The sequence below is a fragment of the Nannocystis pusilla genome, assembly GCF_020073745.1.
GTDB lineage: Bacteria > Myxococcota_A > Polyangia > Nannocystales > Nannocystaceae > Nannocystis > Nannocystis radixulma.
Window position 1 is genome coordinate 230,770 of record NZ_JAIRAU010000002.1, and the last position, 15,176, is coordinate 245,945.

A 15,176-nucleotide genomic window follows, 5' to 3' on the forward strand; every position below is an offset into this window, starting at 1 on the left:
CGCGTCGTTGTCTTGGACCTGGCGCGGGCTTCGGGGTAGGCTCCCGCGGCTTCTGTGAAGAGATACGAAGGCTTCCGCCGGGAGATCCTGAATCTCCCCAACATGATCACGATCGGCCGGGTGTTCCTCATCCCGCCGGTGCTCATGCTGATCGACAAGACCGATCCGTGGCGCTGCGTGATGGCGTCGCTGCTGTTCACGGTGGCGTCGCTGCTCGACCTCATCGACGGCTGGCTGGCCCGCCGCTCCGGGCTGGTCACCGTGTTCGGCAAGTTCGTCGATCCGCTGGCCGACAAGATCATGGTGGCGGCGGTGCTGGTCTATCTGGTGATGGACGACCGCGCGCCGGCCTGGCTGGTGGTGCTGCTGCTGACCCGCGAGTTCTACATCAACGGGCTGCGCTCGCTGGCCAGTTCGGAGAACATCATCATCGCGGCCAGCGCGGGCGGTAAAGCGAAGACGGCGTTCCAGCTGACCGGCATCTCGTTCCTCCTGATGCACTACCGCTACCGCCTGCCCGGGATCGAGGAGGCGCTCGACTTCAACCGCGTCGGGCTGGTCCTGCTCGGGCTGTCGGTGTTCGTGTCGATCATCAGCGCGGTCGACTACACGTTCGGCTTCCGCGAGGCGCTGGCGCAGAAGAACGCCGAGTGACACGAGCCCGCCAGATCGCGGCGCTGGCCGCGTCGGAGCCGGGCGGGGCGCTGGCGTGGCTCGACGGCGGCGATGGACGCGGGTTCGTGGCGCTCGAGCCGGACCTCGAGGTGGTGGCGGACGATCTCGCGGCCCTCTCGGCGATCGAAGCGGCGTGGCGCGCCGCGCCCGAGTTCGTGTGGTGCGGCTGGCTGACGTACGAGGCCGGCACCGCGGCGCTGCTCGGCCGCCCGGCGCCGCGGGCGGCGTTGCCGGGGCTGGTGATGCGGCGCTACCGGGCCGCGCTCGAGCTCGGGGCGACGGAGCGAATCCACGGAGACCCGCGCGCGGGCGCGGAGCTGCGGGCTCGCCTGGCGAAGAGCACCTGGCCCTGGGGACAGTCGTGGCCGCTCGGCCGGGTCGAGGCTCTGGTGGACGCCGAGGATTACCGCGAGCGCGTGCGCCGGGCGCAGGGCTACATCGCGGCCGGCGAGACGTACCAGATCAACCTGACGCAGCCGTTCGTGGCCGGCTGGCAACCGGCATGGCAAGGTCGGCCGCTGGCGGCCAGAGCCGCGGCCGTGTACGCGGCCCTGCAGGCGGCGACGCCGGCGAGCATGGGCGCGTTGCTGGCGGTCGACGCCGGTCGGCCGTGTGGTCGCTGGGTGATCTCCAACTCGCCGGAGACGCTGATCGCGATCGAGCTCGGCGCAGGAGAAGACGGGGGCGACCTCGCACGGTCCTGGCCGATCAAGGGGACCCGGCCGCGAGGCGGTGATCCGGAGCGCGATCTCGCGGCCCAGGAAGAGTTGAAGCAGAGCACGAAAGATCTGGCCGAACATGTGATGATCGTTGATCTTGTTCGCAACGATCTCGGCCGACTCGCGCGCCCCGGATCGGTGTGGGCGCCGGCTCGCCCGGAGCTGGTGTCGCTGCCGACGGTGCACCACCTGGTGTCCGAGGTCCGCTGCACGCTGCGCCCGGACTGGACGCTGGCCGAGGTGGTGGCCGCGGTGTTCCCGGGCGGCAGCGTGACGGGGGCGCCGAAGCGACGGACCGTGGAGCACATCGAGCGACTCGAGCAGCGGGCCCGTGGGATCTACTGCGGGGCGATCGTGGCGCTGATGCCCGATGGGCTGCGCTGCAGCATCCCGATCCGCACGGGCGTGGCCGATGCCGCGGGGCTGTGGCTGCAGAGCGGGGGTGGGATCGTGATCGACAGCGATCCCGAGGCCGAACGCCGCGAGTGCTGGGCGAAGGTGCGCGCGTTCGACCGCACGTGAGCCGGCCGAGGGCCGGCGCGGGCGGCCTAGACGGCGGCCTTGGCTTCCTGTGAATCTTCTTTGGTTTCAGGCGGTTGAGCGTGAAACATCAAGTAGGGAATGAGCAGTAGGACGCCGACGACGAGGGCGATGTCGGCGACGTTGAAGTTGGGCCAGCACAGGCCGCGGTTCCACGGGGCGCAGACGCGGATGAAGTCGACGACGCCGTGGTGGAGCTGACCCAGCGCGTCGGTGTCCTGGCGGAGCAGGCGGTCGTGCATGTTGCCGAGGGCGCCGCCGATGATGCAGCCGATGGCGAAGAAGCCGTAGAGGCGGTCGGTCGGCAGCTTGCGGACCAGGGCGGCCATGTAGACCACCGTGATCAGGGTGACGACGATGAAGATCGGGCGGGAGAAGTCCTGGCCGCGCAGGAAGCCGAAGGCCGAGCCGGTGTTGAAGCTGTAGGACCAGTGGAACCAGTTGCCGATCGCGGCGATCGACTTGTGCGGCGGCCGGAGGTTCTCCCAGGCCCAACTCTTGGTCACGAGGTCGAGGATCAGAAACACCGCGGCTGCAGACGCGGTGACGAGGATCGGCCGGAGCCGGGCGGACTTCGAAGCTGGCGTGTCGCTCATGAACGGCCGGAAACCCCGGCAGTGTACCCGAGGTGCTCGGGGGAGCAAGCGCGGCTGCCGCTGGCGGAAGCCCGGCGAAAAGCCCGCAGAGGGCGTTCAGGAGGGTCCGCGGCGCGCCGGGCGACGTGCGACGCGGACGTGCGCTGCCCTCGAGCGGCGGCGCCCGGCCGAGGAGGAGATCGATCGGGGAGCCACCGGTCGTCGCGGACGAGGCGATCCGCAACCTCACCAGGCCTCCCGCGAGGCGAGATCGGGCGTGATGTCCTCGCCGGCCCGCTCAGGTCGGGGAACCGTTGCTGGTCGGGGCTTCGGTGCGCGGAAGCACGAGGAGGAACAGCAGGACGCCGGCGACGAGGACGGCATCGGCGATGTTGAAGGCGGGCCAGGTCTTGCCGGGCCAGATGTAGACGACGATGAAGTCGACCACGCAGTAGTCGCCGGCGTAGACGCGGACGAGGCGGTCGTGGAGGTTGCCGAGCGCACCTCCGGCGATCAGACCGATGGCGACGAAGGCGGCGCGGCTCGTGGTCGGCAGGGTCCGCGCGAGGTGGACGAGGTAGCCGACGGCCGCCAGGGTGATGACGATGAAGAAGTAGCGGGCCCAGTCGACGTCGTTGAGGAAACCGAAGGCCGAGCCGGGATTGCAGGCGAAGTCGAAGTGGAGCAGCTTGTCGCTGACCTTCCAGGCCGCCTGATCGCGGAGGTTGTTCCAGACCCAGGCCTTGCTCCAAAGGTCGAGGCCGAGGCTGAGACCGGCGATCGCCGCTGCGAGGGCGATCCGCGGTCCGCGTGTGGGTTCGGGTGGGGCGGCCATGGCGGGCGCGGAGCATACCAGGGTCGCGCGGGCGGTGAACCCGTCGGCGGCCGCGAAAGGATCCGTGACGGGAGCCGCGGCTCAGGCGCGCTGGAGCAGATCGAAGAGAGCGGGCCGACGACGACGCGGCCAGGCAGCCCGCGGATGGGCGAGGGCCCGCCGACCGCGAGACACGCGCTGATCCATGGCCTGACGGGTCATGCCGTCGAGCGCGACGGGACGCTCGGCCTGCAGATCGGCGAGCTCGCGCCGCTCCTCGCCGAGGAGGGCGGCGAGGGCGTTCTCCAGCAGGACGGCCTCGGGCAGGCGGAGCTCGCGGAGCGCGGCGCGGAGGCGGGCACGCATGCGCAGCTCCTCGCGGGTGTCCTCGCCGGTGTCGCGCAGCTCCTCGGCGCGCGACTGGGCGTCGCGGGCGAGCGAGACGGAGGCGGCCGCGAGCAGGACAGTGAGGGGGCGGACCTCGGGATCGGCGAGCTCGGGGCGATGGAGGAGCGTGGCGACCTCGCGGTAGGCGATCGCGTCGACGTCGGACTCCTCGCCGCCGACGACCTCGAACTCCTCGCCGCGGAAGGCGGTGACGAACAGCCGCAAACGGATGGCCTCGAACACGAGCAACTCGGCGAGCGCGGCCTGGAGGGCGCCGAGGCGGTCGTCCGCGTCCTCGCCGCCGCGGGCGAAGTCGACGAGCGTGTGCTGCAGCGGCGGATTACCGGCGCCGTTGGCGGCGAGACGGGCCCAGGGCTCGAGCTCCTCCGGAATCTCGAGAAAGAGGGCGTCGCGTAGGCCCTGGTGGAAATTCTGGAGGGCGGGGAAACGCGGGTCACGAACCGCGGCCAGCAGCGAGAGGCCCTGGCGGCGCGCGCGCAGGGCCTCGTCGGCGAGGATGTCGAGCTCGGACTGGAGCTCACCGACATCGAGAGGGGCGGCGACGGCGCCGCCGGCCGGAAGTGGAAGGAGGTGGGTGACGGCCGCGGCGACGTTCATGGCGTGCTCAGGGGTTTAACCACCCGGCGGAGGCGTGCAAGATCGGGGGCTCTCCGGGGTGTGAGAGGGATGCAGGAGCTTCACGCGCAGAAGCTCCTTGAGGCGCGCGTTGCCGACCCGCTTGCCGCTCGCGGCCGCTGTGGCCGGTCGCTCCCACCGCGGCGGCGGCCGGCCGGCGAGTTCGGCGAGGCGGGCGAAGATCTCGCGCCGCGGGGTGTGGTCGTCGTCGACGACGTTGACGACCGCGCGCCGACCCGGAGGCAGGGCGAGGGCGGCAAGGACGGCCTGGACGGCGTCGTCCCGATGGATGAGGTTGGTCGGCTGCATGCCGTCGCCGGGCAGGACGCCGTCGTCGGGGGCGCCGCGGTAGAGGCGGAACAGCTCGCGGCCGGGGCCGTAGAGGCCGCCGAGGCGGAGGATCGTCCACGGGAGGTCGTGGCGGACGCCGGCCTCGCGCACGAGCTCCTCGGCCTCGCGCTGCACGCGGCCGCGCGGCTCGACGGGCCAGTCGGGACAGTCGTCGTCGAGCCACTCGTCGCGGTCCGGCAGCGCCGACGTGGAAGAGGTGTAGACGAGGCGGGCCAGCGGGAGCGCGGCCGCGGCGGCGAGCAGGCGGCGGGTGCCCTCGATGTAGAGGTCGCGGCGGTCCTGCTGCTTGCCGGGGGCGTAGCAGACGACGAGCGCGCGGGCGCCGGCGAGGGCGGCCGCGAGCTCGCCGGCGCTCGCGGCGACGACGTCGAGGGGGCGCACCTGGATGCCCTCCGGGACATGCCCATTCGGCCATGTCCCGGAGCGCGTGGTCGCAAGGACAGGCGGATCGGCGGGGCCGGCGGTCGCGGCGAGCGCGGCCGCGACCGGGGCGCCGAGGAAGCCGGCGCCGACGACCGCGACCGGGCGCACGCCTGCGAGCACGAGCGGGGCGCTCAGAACGAGACGCCGCCGCCGAGCAGCAGGTTGAGGCGGGCGACGAAGAACGCCGGGCAGTAGACGCCGGGGGCGTTGGCGCAGCCGTAGCCGTAGCGCGGGCCGAAGCTCATGTCGAACTGCGGGAACTGCAGCCAGACGATCCAGCGGTCGTCGAGCATGAGCTTGAGGCCGATGCCGAACTGCAGGTTCGCGGCGTGGTTGGTGTAGTGGTAGTAGGCGCCGTTGTAGTAGTTCCAGCGGTCCGACAGCAGGTGGTAGCCGAGCGAGACGTTCGGCGAGATGTACAGGCCGAGGTCCTTCTTCGGCTGGATGTCGTAGGTGAACTTCGGCGCGATGACGAAGCCGAAGCGGCGGTAGCCGAACTCTTCGTTGAGCAGGACGCCGAGCGCGGGGCCCGAGGCGTTGCCGCTGAAGTGACCGTTGAACTCCTGGGTCAGCTTGAACGAGCCCCAGTAGCCGAAGCCGCCGTAGCGGCAGGGAATACCTGGTGCGCCGCAGCCGTAGTAGCCGGCATCGTAGTAGTACGACGAGCCGCCGATGCCCCACGAGGGGCCGAGGCCGAACAGGAACTGCATGGGCCGGGTGCCCGGTCGCAGCACGCGGGGGACCGCTGCTTCAGCGTCAGTGGGCGCGACCGTGCTGCCGAGCAATGCGGCCCCGAGCGCCGCAGCGGCGAGGCCGAGCTTGCGTCGGCGACGGCCGGATTGGACAGGCAGGTGACGGTCCGAGGAGGTGGCCTGGGTCATGGGGACTCCTGCGAGCGAGGGATGGGGCACGCTCCGTAGACCGGGGCGCGTGCGGCGATTCTAACGTGCTTTGCAGCAGGGGCGGAAGTTCGGGGTTGCACGGAGATGCTCCGGGGGTGATGGCACCCAAACCCCTGCGGACGACGCGAGTGTGATCTACGCTGCGGGTCGGCGATGGCGGCGGAGCGAGGCGACGAGGCGGCGATCACAATTCGGGCGCAGACGCGCACCGCTCGCCACCAACGGGCCTCTGCGGCGATCGAGTCGCGCCGGCTCGAGCGCCGACGGCGAGCGAAGATCATGGCGATCTGGGCGGCGGTGTCGACGATCGCGGTGATCGTCACCGCGCTCATCCGTGGTGTGTTTGACCCGCTCGAACTGGTGTTTTTCGCGAGCTTGCTGGGGACGATCGTGTTCGGCGTGTTCTCCGGTGTACTCGCTCGCCCGGGTTGGTTGATGGAGCGGCAAGCGCTGGCCGGGGCGGACGTGGCGCTGGCCCTCGACCACCTGCCGCCGCGCGTCGCGGAGCTGGCCCGAGAGACACGTGCGCTCCGGCTCGCGGTCGAGGCCGCCGACCCGACCGACGCGGCGATCGACGGCTGGGTGTGGAGCTGGATCCGCAGCGTCCGCGAGCTCGGGCCGGCCGAGCGCGAGCTGGTCGCGCAGGTCGGGATCTCGACCCGCGACGTCGAGGCGGTGCTGCTCGGCGAGGCGCTCGATGCTGTCTCTACAGACATGTCCCCACAGGCAGGAGTAGAACCGCGGCCGGCCCGCGACCCGCGGCTGGCGCCCGTGGCCCTGGCGGCGCTGGTGCGGCGGGTCGAGCTGCTGGCCGAGCACTTCGAGGCGTTCGAGGTCGCGCTGCTGCGCTACCGCCCCGGGCCGTACCGCGGGGCGTGAGCGTCACGACTCGCGGAAGCTGACCATGACGGCGTGGGCGTCGTGCTTGTGCTCGAAGTTGGTGGCGCGGCGGAAGGCGGTGGCGTCGACGACGATCGGGTGCTTGATGTGGGCGACGGCGCCGGGCGGCAGGTAGGGCAGGCCGAAGCGACCGGCGCTGTACTTGAAGAGCGGCTCGGGGATCGGGATCGGCTGGCGGCCGGTGCCGCGCGCGAGCGTCGACAGCGGGACGGGCGGGGGGCCGGCGACGTTGTAGATCCCGCTGAGCTGATGATCGACGGCGCGGACGATCGCCTCGACGCCGTCCTCGTCGTGCATGAAGTGGTAGAGCGGGTCGAAGCCGAGGATCGTCGGCACGCGCGGGCCGGCGAGGAAGCTGGCGAGCGTGCCGCGGTGGGTCGGACCGAGCATGTAGACCATGCGCAGCACGGCGGTCTTGAGGTTGGGCCAGCGCCACAGCGCGGCGGCGGCGAACAGGTCGGCGGCGACGAGGTCGGCCAGCTCGGGGAAGGTGGAGACGGCCAGCGGCGGCTCCTCCTCGGTGCGGTACAGCGGGGCGTCGGGGGCGGCGCCGTAGATGGTGTGGCGACCGACGAACACGGCCTGCTTGACGCCGAACTCGTGGCAGTACTCGAACACGAGGCGCGTGCCGTGGAGGTTGATGCGCAGCCGCTCCTCGGCGCTGGCCGTGAAGTGGGTGATGGTCGCCATGTGAATGACGACGTCCGGGCGGTGCTGGCGGAACACGTCGGCCGCCGGCCGCTTGCGCACGTCGGTCTGGAACACGTGCACGCCCTCGGGCGCGTCGGGCCACGGCCGGCGATCGATGCCGAGGATCTCGTCGCCGCGGGCGCGCAGGCGCAGGGCGACCATGCGCGCGTGGGCGCCGTTGATGCCGGTGATGAGGATCTTCATGGTGCGGTGCCGTCGTCGGAGCCGGAGGTGGGGGACTGGCTGTCCGTTGGTTCCTGTTCGGAGGTCGCGCCGGCGCGCTGGCGGTGGAGCGCGCAGCCGCGGATGACCAGCAGCTCGACGACGCTCTTGACCTGCTCGACGTAGCCCTCGATGACCTCGTCGGGCTCGCGGCCGGTGCCGGGGAAGTGCATCGGCTTGCCGTAGTGGATCTCGCAGCCGAGCGGCAGCGGGAACGGGACGAGGTACGGCGGGACCGGCCAGTAAGGGGCGCCGACGATCTTGGCCAGGGTCCTGGCGTGGTAGACGGTGGGCAGCGCCTCTTCGCCGCCGATGAAGGCGAAGGGGACGATCGGCGCGCCGGTCTGCAGGGCGATCCGCATGAAGCCGGTGCCGAACTGGACCAGGCGGTAGCGATCCTTGAACAGCTTGCCGGTGCCGCGCGCGCCCTCGGGGAAGACCATCAGCAGGCGGCCGTCCTGCAACAGGCGCACGGCGTGCTCGGGCAGGCCGGGCAGCTGACCGACGCGCGAGAACCACTCCGAGACGAAGGGCCAGTTACCGGCGAACTTCTCGACCATGCCGGTAGCGTGGCGCGGGAGGTCGCGGGCGAAGAACAGGGATGCGAGCACCATGCCGCCGTCGACCGGGAGGCCGCCGGAGTGGTTGCCGACGAGCATCGCGCTGCCGCGCTCGGGCACGTTCTCGATGCCGAAGCAGCGCACGCGGAAGTAGGTCTTGTAGAAGGCCTCGAGCATCGAATAGAAGACGCCGAGGTGCTTCTTGGAGATCCCGAACGGATCCATGCCGTATTGATTGAACGGGAGCTCGAGACGTTCGAGGCGGTCCCGGACGTCGCGGCTGGTGAGAATCTCGAGGCGGAACGGTCCCATCCGGCTCGAAGAAGTCTCAGACGGCTCGGGTCCTGAAGCAAGTCGCACCCGAGAAGCCGCGGCGAGCGAGGTTCTGCGCGCCCCAGACCCCGGAGGTCCGGACCGCGCGCCGGGGGGAGACTACGGCGAGCACTTCAGCGTGGCGCCGACGATGGTCGAGCTCGCGTTGCCACCCATGTGCGAGGTCTTGATCTTGGTGACCTGGTAGTAAACCGTCTTGCTGACGCCGAAATCGTTGAGCGGGCCGAGGTCGATCCGCGGGTCGACGCCCTGGAGCTCGATCGGCACGGCGAGGTTGGAGCACGGGAAGCCGCCGGCGTCGGTCGGCGCGGCGAGGGTGAACGAGGTCGCCGTCGAGAGCGGGTTGCCGGTCTTCAGCTTGCAGTACACGTCGGCGTCGGCCTTGTCGCAGCCGGAGGCGCCGCCCCACGAGCAGGTACCGGCGCAGTACATCTGCGGGACCTGCGAGAAGTCGTAGACGCACTTGTCGGTGCAGCCGACGCCCGTGTACGGCGCCTCGCCGTCGCAGTACTCGAAGCCCTTGGGCTTGTTGATGTCGACCTTGTACACCTCGCCGTCGCCGCAGTGCGGGCCGATGTCCCTGCAGCCGGGGGCGCAGCCGTTGTAGTCGTTGTCGTTGAAGCCGTCGTCGCAGACCTCGACGCCGTCCCAGATCTGGCCGTCGCCGCAGACGGCCGCGACGCAGCCGCTGAGGCAGCCGTCGACCTGGCTGTCGTTGCCGTCGTCGCACTCCTCGCCGGGCTGGGCCCAGCCGTCGCCGCACACCGGGAGCAGGCACTGCTCGGTGCAGCTGTCGGTGCTGATGTCGTTGCCGTCGTCGCAGTCCTCGCCCTCGTGGATGATGCCGTCGCCGCACTGGGGCGGACGACACAGCGAGGTGCAGCTGTCGAGGTCGTCGTCGTTGCCGTCGTCGCACTCCTCGGCGCCCTCTTGCACGCCGTTGCCGCACTCGCCGACCGGCTCGGTCGTGGAGGTGGTGGGCTCGCTCGTGGGACCCTGCGAGGTGACGCCGGTGTCGGTGGGATCGGCGGTGATGTTGCTGTCGGTGTTGCTGGTGGGATGGCCGGTGACGGTCTGGATCCCGGTGCCGCCGTCGTCGGTCGTCGAGCCGGTGGTCGACATCGGCGAGGCGGTGGTCATCATGTTGTCCGTCGGCGTGCAGGCCGCGAGCGCCAGCATCCATCCCAATCTGCGCATATACGAACGGTAGGCCGCCTGGTGCGCGATTGCAAGCGCGTTGCGCGAGCGTCGCTCGCACGTCGCCTCGGAACGTCGCTCCGAGTGCAAGTCCGCGCGCGACGAGACAGCAAGGGCCGTGAAAACGAGACGGGCCCGGATGTCCCTCAGGACATCACGGGCCCGCAATCGCAAGCGGTGAGCGATCAGGCGCTGGTCTTGGCCTTGAGCACGCGCGCCATGGTCGAGCCGAGGTCGGAGGGCGTGTCGGCGATCGTCACGCCGGCCTCGCGCAGCGCGGCCAGCTTGGCGTCGGCGGTGCCCTTGCCGCCGGAGATGATGGCGCCGGCGTGGCCCATGCGCTTGCCCGGCGGGGCGGTGACGCCGGCGATGAAGCCGACCACCGGCTTGGTGACGTGCTGGCGGATGAAGGCGGCGCCGTCCTCCTCCGCCGAGCCGCCGATCTCGCCGATCATGATGATGCCCTCGGTCTCGGGATCGTCCTGGAACATCTTCAGGCAGTCGACGAAGTTGGTGCCGTTGACGGGGTCGCCGCCGATGCCGATCGCGGTGCTCTGACCGAGGCCGAGCGTGGTCAGCTGATGCACGGCCTCGTAGGTGAGGGTGCCGGAGCGCGAGACGACGCCGACGCGCCCGGGCGTGTGGATGTAGCCGGGCATGATGCCGATCCGGCACTGCTTGGGCGTGATGACGCCGGGGCAGTTGGGCCCGAGCAGGCGCGAGCCGGGCTTGTCCTGCAGGAACCGCCTGGCCTTGACCATGTCGGCCACCGGGATGCCCTCGGTGATGCAGACGATCAGCGGCACGCCGGCGTCGGCGGCCTCCATGATCGCGTCGGCGGCGAACGGCGGCGGCACGAAGATGACGCTGGCGTTCGCCCCGGTCTTCTCGACGGCGTCGCGCACGGTGTGGAACACCGGGACGCGCCCGCCGAGGACGGTCTCGCCGCCCTTGCCGGGCGTGACGCCGCCGACGACCTGGGTGCCGTAGGCGAGCGACTGCTCGGCGTGGAAGAGGCCGACCTTGCCGGTGATGCCCTGGACGATGAGGCGGGTGTTCTTGTCGACGAGGACGCTCATGGCTTGACCATCTCCACGATCTTGGTGGCTGCGTCGCGCAGGCTGCTGGCGGTGGTGATCGCAAGGCCGCTCTCGTCGAGCATCTTCTTGCCGATCTCGACGTTGGTGCCCTCGAGGCGGACGACCAGCGGGACCTGGAGGCCGACCTCCTTGACCGCCGCGATCACGCCGGTGGCGATCGTGTCGCACTTCATGATGCCGCCGAAGATGTTGACGAGGATGCCCCGCACGTTCGGGTCGCGGGTGATGATCTTGAAGGCCGCCGTGACCCGCTCGGCCGTGGCGCCGCCGCCCACGTCGAGGAAGTTGGCCGGCTTGGCGCCGACGTACTGGATGATGTCCATCGTCGCCATCGCCAGGCCGGCGCCGTTGACCATGCAGCCGATGTTGCCGTCGAGCTTGACGTAGCTGAGGTCCCAGTTCTTGGCCTCGAGCTCGCTCGGGTCCTCTTCGTTGGGGTCGCGCAGCTCCTCGAGCTCGCGGTGGCGGAAGGTGGCGTTGTCGTCGAACGAGATCTTGCTGTCGAGCGCGAGCACCTGGTCGTCGCCGGTGACGACGAGCGGGTTGATCTCGAGCAGGGCGCAGTCGAGGCGGTCGTAGGCGGCCGCGAGCGCGAGCAGGAACTTGACGAAGCGCGGCGCGACCGGGTCGACGAGGCCGAGCGCGTAGGCCAGCTTGCGCGCCTGGAACGCCTGCAGGCCGACTGCCGGGTCGATGGACTCCTTGAGGATCTTCTCCGGCGTGTGCGCGGCGACCTCCTCGATGTCCATGCCGCCCTCGGTCGAGGCCATGACGGTGTTGCGCCCGGTGGCCCGGTCGAGGGTGATGGCGAGGTAGAGCTCGCGGGCGATGTTCATGCCCTGCTCGACCAGGACCCGCTGGACCTTCTTGCCTTCGGGACCTGTCTGAATGGTCACGAGGGTGTTGCCCAGCATCTTCTCGGCGATCTGCGCCGCGTCCTCGGCCGACTTGACGACCTTGACGCCGCCGACCTCGGGCTGCTCGACGAAGCGGCCCTTGCCGCGCCCGCCGGCGTGGATCTGCGACTTGACGACGACGACGGAGTTGCCGGTGCGCTTGATCAGGTCGGCGGCGACGAGCTTGACCTCGCCGGGCGTGAACGCGACGCCGCCGAGCGGCACGGGCACGCCCAGGCCGCGCAGCAGCTCCTTACCCTGGTACTCGTGGATCTTCATCAGGTCGCCTGGCCTTTCCCGTAGGGCAGGAGGGCCACCAGCTCGCGCACGGCGTTGGCCGAGACCTCGAGCATGCCCTTCTCCTTGTCGCCGAGCTTCATCTCGATGACCTTCTCGACGCCGCCCTTGCCGAGGACGCACGGGACGCCGATGAAGAGGTCCTTGTAGCCGTACTCGCCCGACAGCAGGGCGGCGCACGGGAGCACGCGCTTGCGGTCGCGGACGATCGCCTCGACCATCGCCACCGAGGCGGCCGCCGGCGCGTAGTAGCCGGAGTAGCCGAGCAGGCCGACGATCTCGCCGCCGCCGCCGCGCGTGCGCTGGATGATCGCGTCGATCTTGTCCTGCGGCAGCAGCTCGGTCAGCGGGATGCCGGCCACCGAGGTGTGGCTCGGCAGCGGGACCATGGTGTCGCCGTGGCCGCCGAGCACCATGCCGTGGATGTCGTCGACGCTGACGTTCAGCGCCTCGGAGATGAAGTACTTGTAGCGCGCCGTGTCGAGCACGCCGGCCATGCCGATCACGCGCTCCTTGGGGAAGCCCGACTCGGCGTACATGACGTGGCACATGGCGTCGAGCGGGTTGCTGACGCAGATCAGCACCGCGTTCGGCGAACGGCTGGCGATCTCACGGGTGACGCCGCCGACGATCTTGCGGTTGATCTCGACCAACTCGTCGCGGCTGGTGAACTTGCCGGTGACCGGGTCCTTCTTGCGCGGGACCCCGGCGGTGATCACGACGACATCGCTGTCGGCCGTCTCGTCGTAGCCGTTGGTGCCGACGAGCTTGAGGTCGAAGCCCATGACCGGCGCGGCCTCGGCGAGGTCGAGCGCCTTGCCCTGCGGTACGCCCTGAGCGATGTCCACGAGGACGATGTCGCCGAGGTGCTTCTGGGCGGCCCAGTGCGCGGCCGTCGCTCCGACGTTGCCGGCGCCCACGATCGTGATCTTGTTGCGACGTGACATGTGCGAGATCTTTCCCCCTAGGAGGTCCGCGCTGCATATACCAGCCGCGTGGGCATGGGAGCAACGGCGGCGAAGCGGCACATGAACGCTGATTTCGCCGCCGGTCGCACGTCCGGCAGGAATGCGCGAAAACGCGCCACGGCAATCGCCCGCAAACGTCAGCGCCGCGTCGGGGCCGCCGGGGTGATCGTCAGCTCGACCTTCGCCCCCTCGCGCTCGACGACGATCGGGACGGCGACGCCCGGCTGCAGCTCGCCGAAGCTGGCCATGTAGTCGTCGATGTTGTGGATCTCGCGGGCGCCGATCTTGACGATGATGTCGCCGGCGCGCAGCCCGGCGGCCTCGGCGGGGCTCTGCGGGCGGACGCCCGCGAGCTTCATGCCGTCGGCGTTGGCGGCGTAGTCGGGGACGGTGCCGAGCGAGACGCGAAAGCCACCGCCGCGCGGTGCGGCGGCCGCGACCTTCTTGAAGTCGAGGGCCGGCTGCTCGCGCAGGAGCACACCGACCAGGCGGACGCTGAGGTCGGCGATCGCGACGGCTCCGTCGAGGTTGATCTTGTCGAAGTCGTCGGTCGGCCGGTGGTAGTCGTCGTGCGCGCCGCTGAAGAAGTGGAGGACGGGGATGTCGGCGGCGTAGTAGCTGGCCTGGTCGGAGGCGCCGAAGCCGTCCTCGCTCGGCTTGATGGCGAGGCTGCGCGCGGGGTCCCGCGGGTCGGCCTTGACCTGCTCGAGCAAACCGGGCCAGGCGGTGCTGGTGCCGGTGCCGACGACGACGACGGTGTTGTCGCGCACGCGCCCGACCATGTCGAAGTTGAGCATGGCGACGATGTCTCGCTTCGCCTCGGGCGAGAGCGACTCGACTGCGCGCTTGCTGCCGAGCAGGCCCATCTCCTCGGCGGCGAAGGCGACGAACTGGAGGTCGAAGGGGCGCGCCTCCGCCGGGAGCTGGGCGAGGGCGGCGGCGACGCCGAGCAGGGCGGCGACGCCGGAGGCGTTGTCGTCGGCGCCGTTGTGGATGGCGTCGACGCCGGGCGCGAGCGATGAGCTGTTGCCGCGCCCGAGGTGGTCCATGTGCGCGCCGAGGACGATGCGCCTCGAACCTGTCCCTTTGAGCAGGCCGGCGACGTTGGCGGTGGTGGCGGTGACGCGCTGGATCGGGCTGTGCAGCGCGGCCTTGGCCTTGCTGGTGGCGCCGGGCACGAGGCCGCCGTGGAGGTCGGTGGGCGTGACGGGGCCCTTCTTGCCGAAGGCCTTGAGGAGGTCGGGCGTGCCGGCGGCCGAGACGGTGACGGCAGGCAGCTGGAGGTCGTTGGCCTCGCCGTGGTTGGGGTAGGGGACGACGGCGTCGGGCTCCCACAGGATGAAGCCGACGGCGCCGCGATCGCGGGCGGCGATGACCTTCGAGGGGACGCGCGTCTTGGCCGGATCGAGGTGCGGATCGGCGGGCGAGCCGCTGCGAGCGACGACGATCGCTCCCTTCACCTTGGCGAGGATCTTGGCGTAGTCGCCGCTGTCGGGGCTGTCGCCGGGGATCCCGTGGCCGACGTAGACGAGCGGGGCGGTCACCGGAGCCGCGGTGGCGGCGGCGAACGGGACGAGGCTGTGGGCGATCGGCTTGCCGCCGACGTCGAGGGCGCTCTGCTCGCCGGAGCGCAGGGCGACGCCGTCGGTGAACTCGAAGGGCTGGCGGTAGCTGTCCCCGAAGCCAGGTTGCAGGCCGAGCGCGCGGAACGCCTGCTCGATGTGCTCCTCGACGCGGATGTCGGCCGGAGTGCCGGGCGGGCGGCCCTCCTGGGCGTCGTCGGCGAGGAAGGCGAGGTGGCCGCGCAGCCGCTCGAGCTCGACGGGCGGGGGGTCGCGCCAGGCGGTCCGGGCCGCGGCCTCGGACGCGGGGGCGGACTCGGGCGACCGCGAGGCAGGATCGGGCCGACAGGCGAGCGCGAGGGCGAGGAGGAGCCACGAGACGCGAGGCGACATGGGCAAAGAGGATGCGCGAGCGCGGGCGAGCGGCGC

General features: G+C 70.8%; 15 protein-coding genes. 3 read left to right on the forward strand and 12 right to left on the reverse strand.

Features of this window, described 5'->3' with window-relative positions; genetic code table 11:
- Positions 1–54: 54 nt before the first annotated feature.
- Both pgsA and K7C98_RS06960 read left to right on the forward strand, forming a co-directional pair.
- Positions 55–654 carry a CDP-diacylglycerol--glycerol-3-phosphate 3-phosphatidyltransferase gene (gene pgsA, locus K7C98_RS06955; protein WP_224190771.1) on the forward strand — a complete coding sequence of 200 codons (600 nt, stop codon included), beginning with the start codon at positions 55–57 and terminating at the stop codon, positions 652–654.
- A complete protein-coding gene (locus K7C98_RS06960) occupies positions 651–1,916 on the forward strand; it encodes a chorismate-binding protein (RefSeq protein ID WP_224190772.1) in 1,266 nt (421 codons plus the stop codon). The genes pgsA and K7C98_RS06960 overlap by 4 nt, the downstream gene beginning before the upstream one ends.
- A gap of 26 nt (positions 1,917–1,942) precedes the next feature.
- Here the strand turns inward: K7C98_RS06960 and lspA (K7C98_RS06965) are convergent, their stop codons facing one another.
- From lspA (K7C98_RS06965) to K7C98_RS06985, 5 genes are all read right to left on the reverse strand, one after another.
- Entirely contained in the window at positions 1,943–2,530 is a 588-nt protein-coding gene (lspA, locus tag K7C98_RS06965) for a signal peptidase II (protein ID WP_224190773.1), read from the reverse strand.
- Between the two features lie 277 nt (positions 2,531–2,807).
- Positions 2,808–3,344, reverse strand: a complete 537-nt coding sequence (gene lspA, locus K7C98_RS06970; protein ID WP_224190774.1) for a signal peptidase II — start codon at positions 3,342–3,344, stop codon at positions 2,808–2,810.
- Positions 3,345–3,425: 81 nt separating this feature from the next.
- On the reverse strand, positions 3,426–4,328 hold the full coding sequence (locus tag K7C98_RS06975; protein WP_224190775.1) for a hypothetical protein: 903 nt from the start codon (positions 4,326–4,328) through the stop codon (positions 3,426–3,428).
- A gap of 15 nt (positions 4,329–4,343) precedes the next feature.
- A complete protein-coding gene (locus tag K7C98_RS06980) occupies positions 4,344–5,240 on the reverse strand; it encodes an NAD-dependent epimerase/dehydratase family protein (protein WP_224190776.1) in 897 nt (298 codons plus the stop codon).
- An 11-nt stretch (positions 5,241–5,251) separates the two neighbouring features.
- The gene (locus K7C98_RS06985; RefSeq protein ID WP_224190777.1) at positions 5,252–5,830 is read right to left on the reverse strand and encodes a hypothetical protein; all 579 of its coding nucleotides are present in this window, start codon (positions 5,828–5,830) and stop codon (positions 5,252–5,254) included.
- A 345-nt stretch (positions 5,831–6,175) separates the two neighbouring features.
- On the opposite strand from K7C98_RS06985, the gene K7C98_RS06990 reads away from it, so the two are divergent.
- Positions 6,176–6,901, forward strand: coding sequence for a hypothetical protein (locus K7C98_RS06990; protein WP_224190778.1), 726 nt, complete (start codon positions 6,176–6,178; stop codon positions 6,899–6,901).
- A 3-nt stretch (positions 6,902–6,904) separates the two neighbouring features.
- On the opposite strand, the gene K7C98_RS06995 is transcribed toward K7C98_RS06990, so the two are convergent.
- The 7 genes from K7C98_RS06995 to K7C98_RS07025 all read right to left on the reverse strand — a co-directional run bounded on the left by K7C98_RS06995 (position 6,905) and on the right by K7C98_RS07025 (position 15,140).
- Positions 6,905–7,816: an NAD-dependent epimerase/dehydratase family protein gene (locus tag K7C98_RS06995; RefSeq protein ID WP_224190779.1), complete on the reverse strand. Its 912-nt coding sequence runs from the start codon at positions 7,814–7,816 to the stop codon at positions 6,905–6,907.
- Positions 7,813–8,706 carry a lysophospholipid acyltransferase family protein gene (locus K7C98_RS07000; RefSeq protein ID WP_224190780.1) on the reverse strand — a complete coding sequence of 298 codons (894 nt, stop codon included), beginning with the start codon at positions 8,704–8,706 and terminating at the stop codon, positions 7,813–7,815. Before K7C98_RS07000 ends, K7C98_RS06995 begins: the two co-directional genes overlap by 4 nt.
- Positions 8,707–8,826: 120 nt before the next feature.
- Positions 8,827–9,924 (reverse strand): DUF4215 domain-containing protein, encoded by a 1,098-nt coding sequence (locus K7C98_RS07005; protein WP_224190781.1) that lies wholly within the window; start codon positions 9,922–9,924, stop codon positions 8,827–8,829.
- Between the two features lie 185 nt (positions 9,925–10,109).
- On the reverse strand, positions 10,110–11,003 hold the full coding sequence (sucD, locus tag K7C98_RS07010) for a succinate--CoA ligase subunit alpha (protein ID WP_224190782.1): 894 nt from the start codon (positions 11,001–11,003) through the stop codon (positions 10,110–10,112).
- Positions 11,000–12,199 (reverse strand): ADP-forming succinate--CoA ligase subunit beta, encoded by a 1,200-nt coding sequence (gene sucC / locus K7C98_RS07015; protein ID WP_224190783.1) that lies wholly within the window; start codon positions 12,197–12,199, stop codon positions 11,000–11,002. The genes sucD and sucC overlap by 4 nt, the downstream gene beginning before the upstream one ends.
- Positions 12,199–13,164 carry a malate dehydrogenase gene (gene mdh, locus K7C98_RS07020; RefSeq protein ID WP_224190784.1) on the reverse strand — a complete coding sequence of 322 codons (966 nt, stop codon included), beginning with the start codon at positions 13,162–13,164 and terminating at the stop codon, positions 12,199–12,201. The genes sucC and mdh overlap by 1 nt, the downstream gene beginning before the upstream one ends.
- A 158-nt stretch (positions 13,165–13,322) precedes the next feature.
- Positions 13,323–15,140 carry a M20/M25/M40 family metallo-hydrolase gene (locus tag K7C98_RS07025; protein WP_224190785.1) on the reverse strand — a complete coding sequence of 606 codons (1,818 nt, stop codon included), beginning with the start codon at positions 15,138–15,140 and terminating at the stop codon, positions 13,323–13,325.
- Between the last annotated feature and the right edge of the window lie 36 nt (positions 15,141–15,176).

Excerpts from the sequence above, each read along its gene's own strand:
- lspA (WP_224190773.1), bottom strand. The coding sequence starts at position 2,530 with ATGAGCGACACGCCAGCTTCGAAGTCCGCCCGGCTCCGGCCGATCCTC.
- lspA (WP_224190774.1), bottom strand. The coding sequence starts at position 3,344 with ATGGCCGCCCCACCCGAACCCACACGCGGACCGCGGATCGCCCTCGCA.
- K7C98_RS06975 (WP_224190775.1), bottom strand. The coding sequence starts at position 4,328 with ATGAACGTCGCCGCGGCCGTCACCCACCTCCTTCCACTTCCGGCCGGC.
- K7C98_RS06985 (WP_224190777.1), bottom strand. The coding sequence starts at position 5,830 with ATGCAGTTCCTGTTCGGCCTCGGCCCCTCGTGGGGCATCGGCGGCTCG.
- K7C98_RS06990 (WP_224190778.1), top strand. The coding sequence starts at position 6,176 with ATGGCGGCGGAGCGAGGCGACGAGGCGGCGATCACAATTCGGGCGCAG.
- K7C98_RS06995 (WP_224190779.1), bottom strand. The coding sequence starts at position 7,816 with ATGAAGATCCTCATCACCGGCATCAACGGCGCCCACGCGCGCATGGTC.
- K7C98_RS07000 (WP_224190780.1), bottom strand. The coding sequence starts at position 8,706 with ATGGGACCGTTCCGCCTCGAGATTCTCACCAGCCGCGACGTCCGGGAC.
- K7C98_RS07005 (WP_224190781.1), bottom strand. The coding sequence starts at position 9,924 with ATGCGCAGATTGGGATGGATGCTGGCGCTCGCGGCCTGCACGCCGACG.
- sucD (WP_224190782.1), bottom strand. The coding sequence starts at position 11,003 with ATGAGCGTCCTCGTCGACAAGAACACCCGCCTCATCGTCCAGGGCATC.
- sucC (WP_224190783.1), bottom strand. The coding sequence starts at position 12,199 with ATGAAGATCCACGAGTACCAGGGTAAGGAGCTGCTGCGCGGCCTGGGC.
- mdh (WP_224190784.1), bottom strand. The coding sequence starts at position 13,164 with ATGTCACGTCGCAACAAGATCACGATCGTGGGCGCCGGCAACGTCGGA.
- K7C98_RS07025 (WP_224190785.1), bottom strand. The coding sequence starts at position 15,140 with ATGTCGCCTCGCGTCTCGTGGCTCCTCCTCGCCCTCGCGCTCGCCTGT.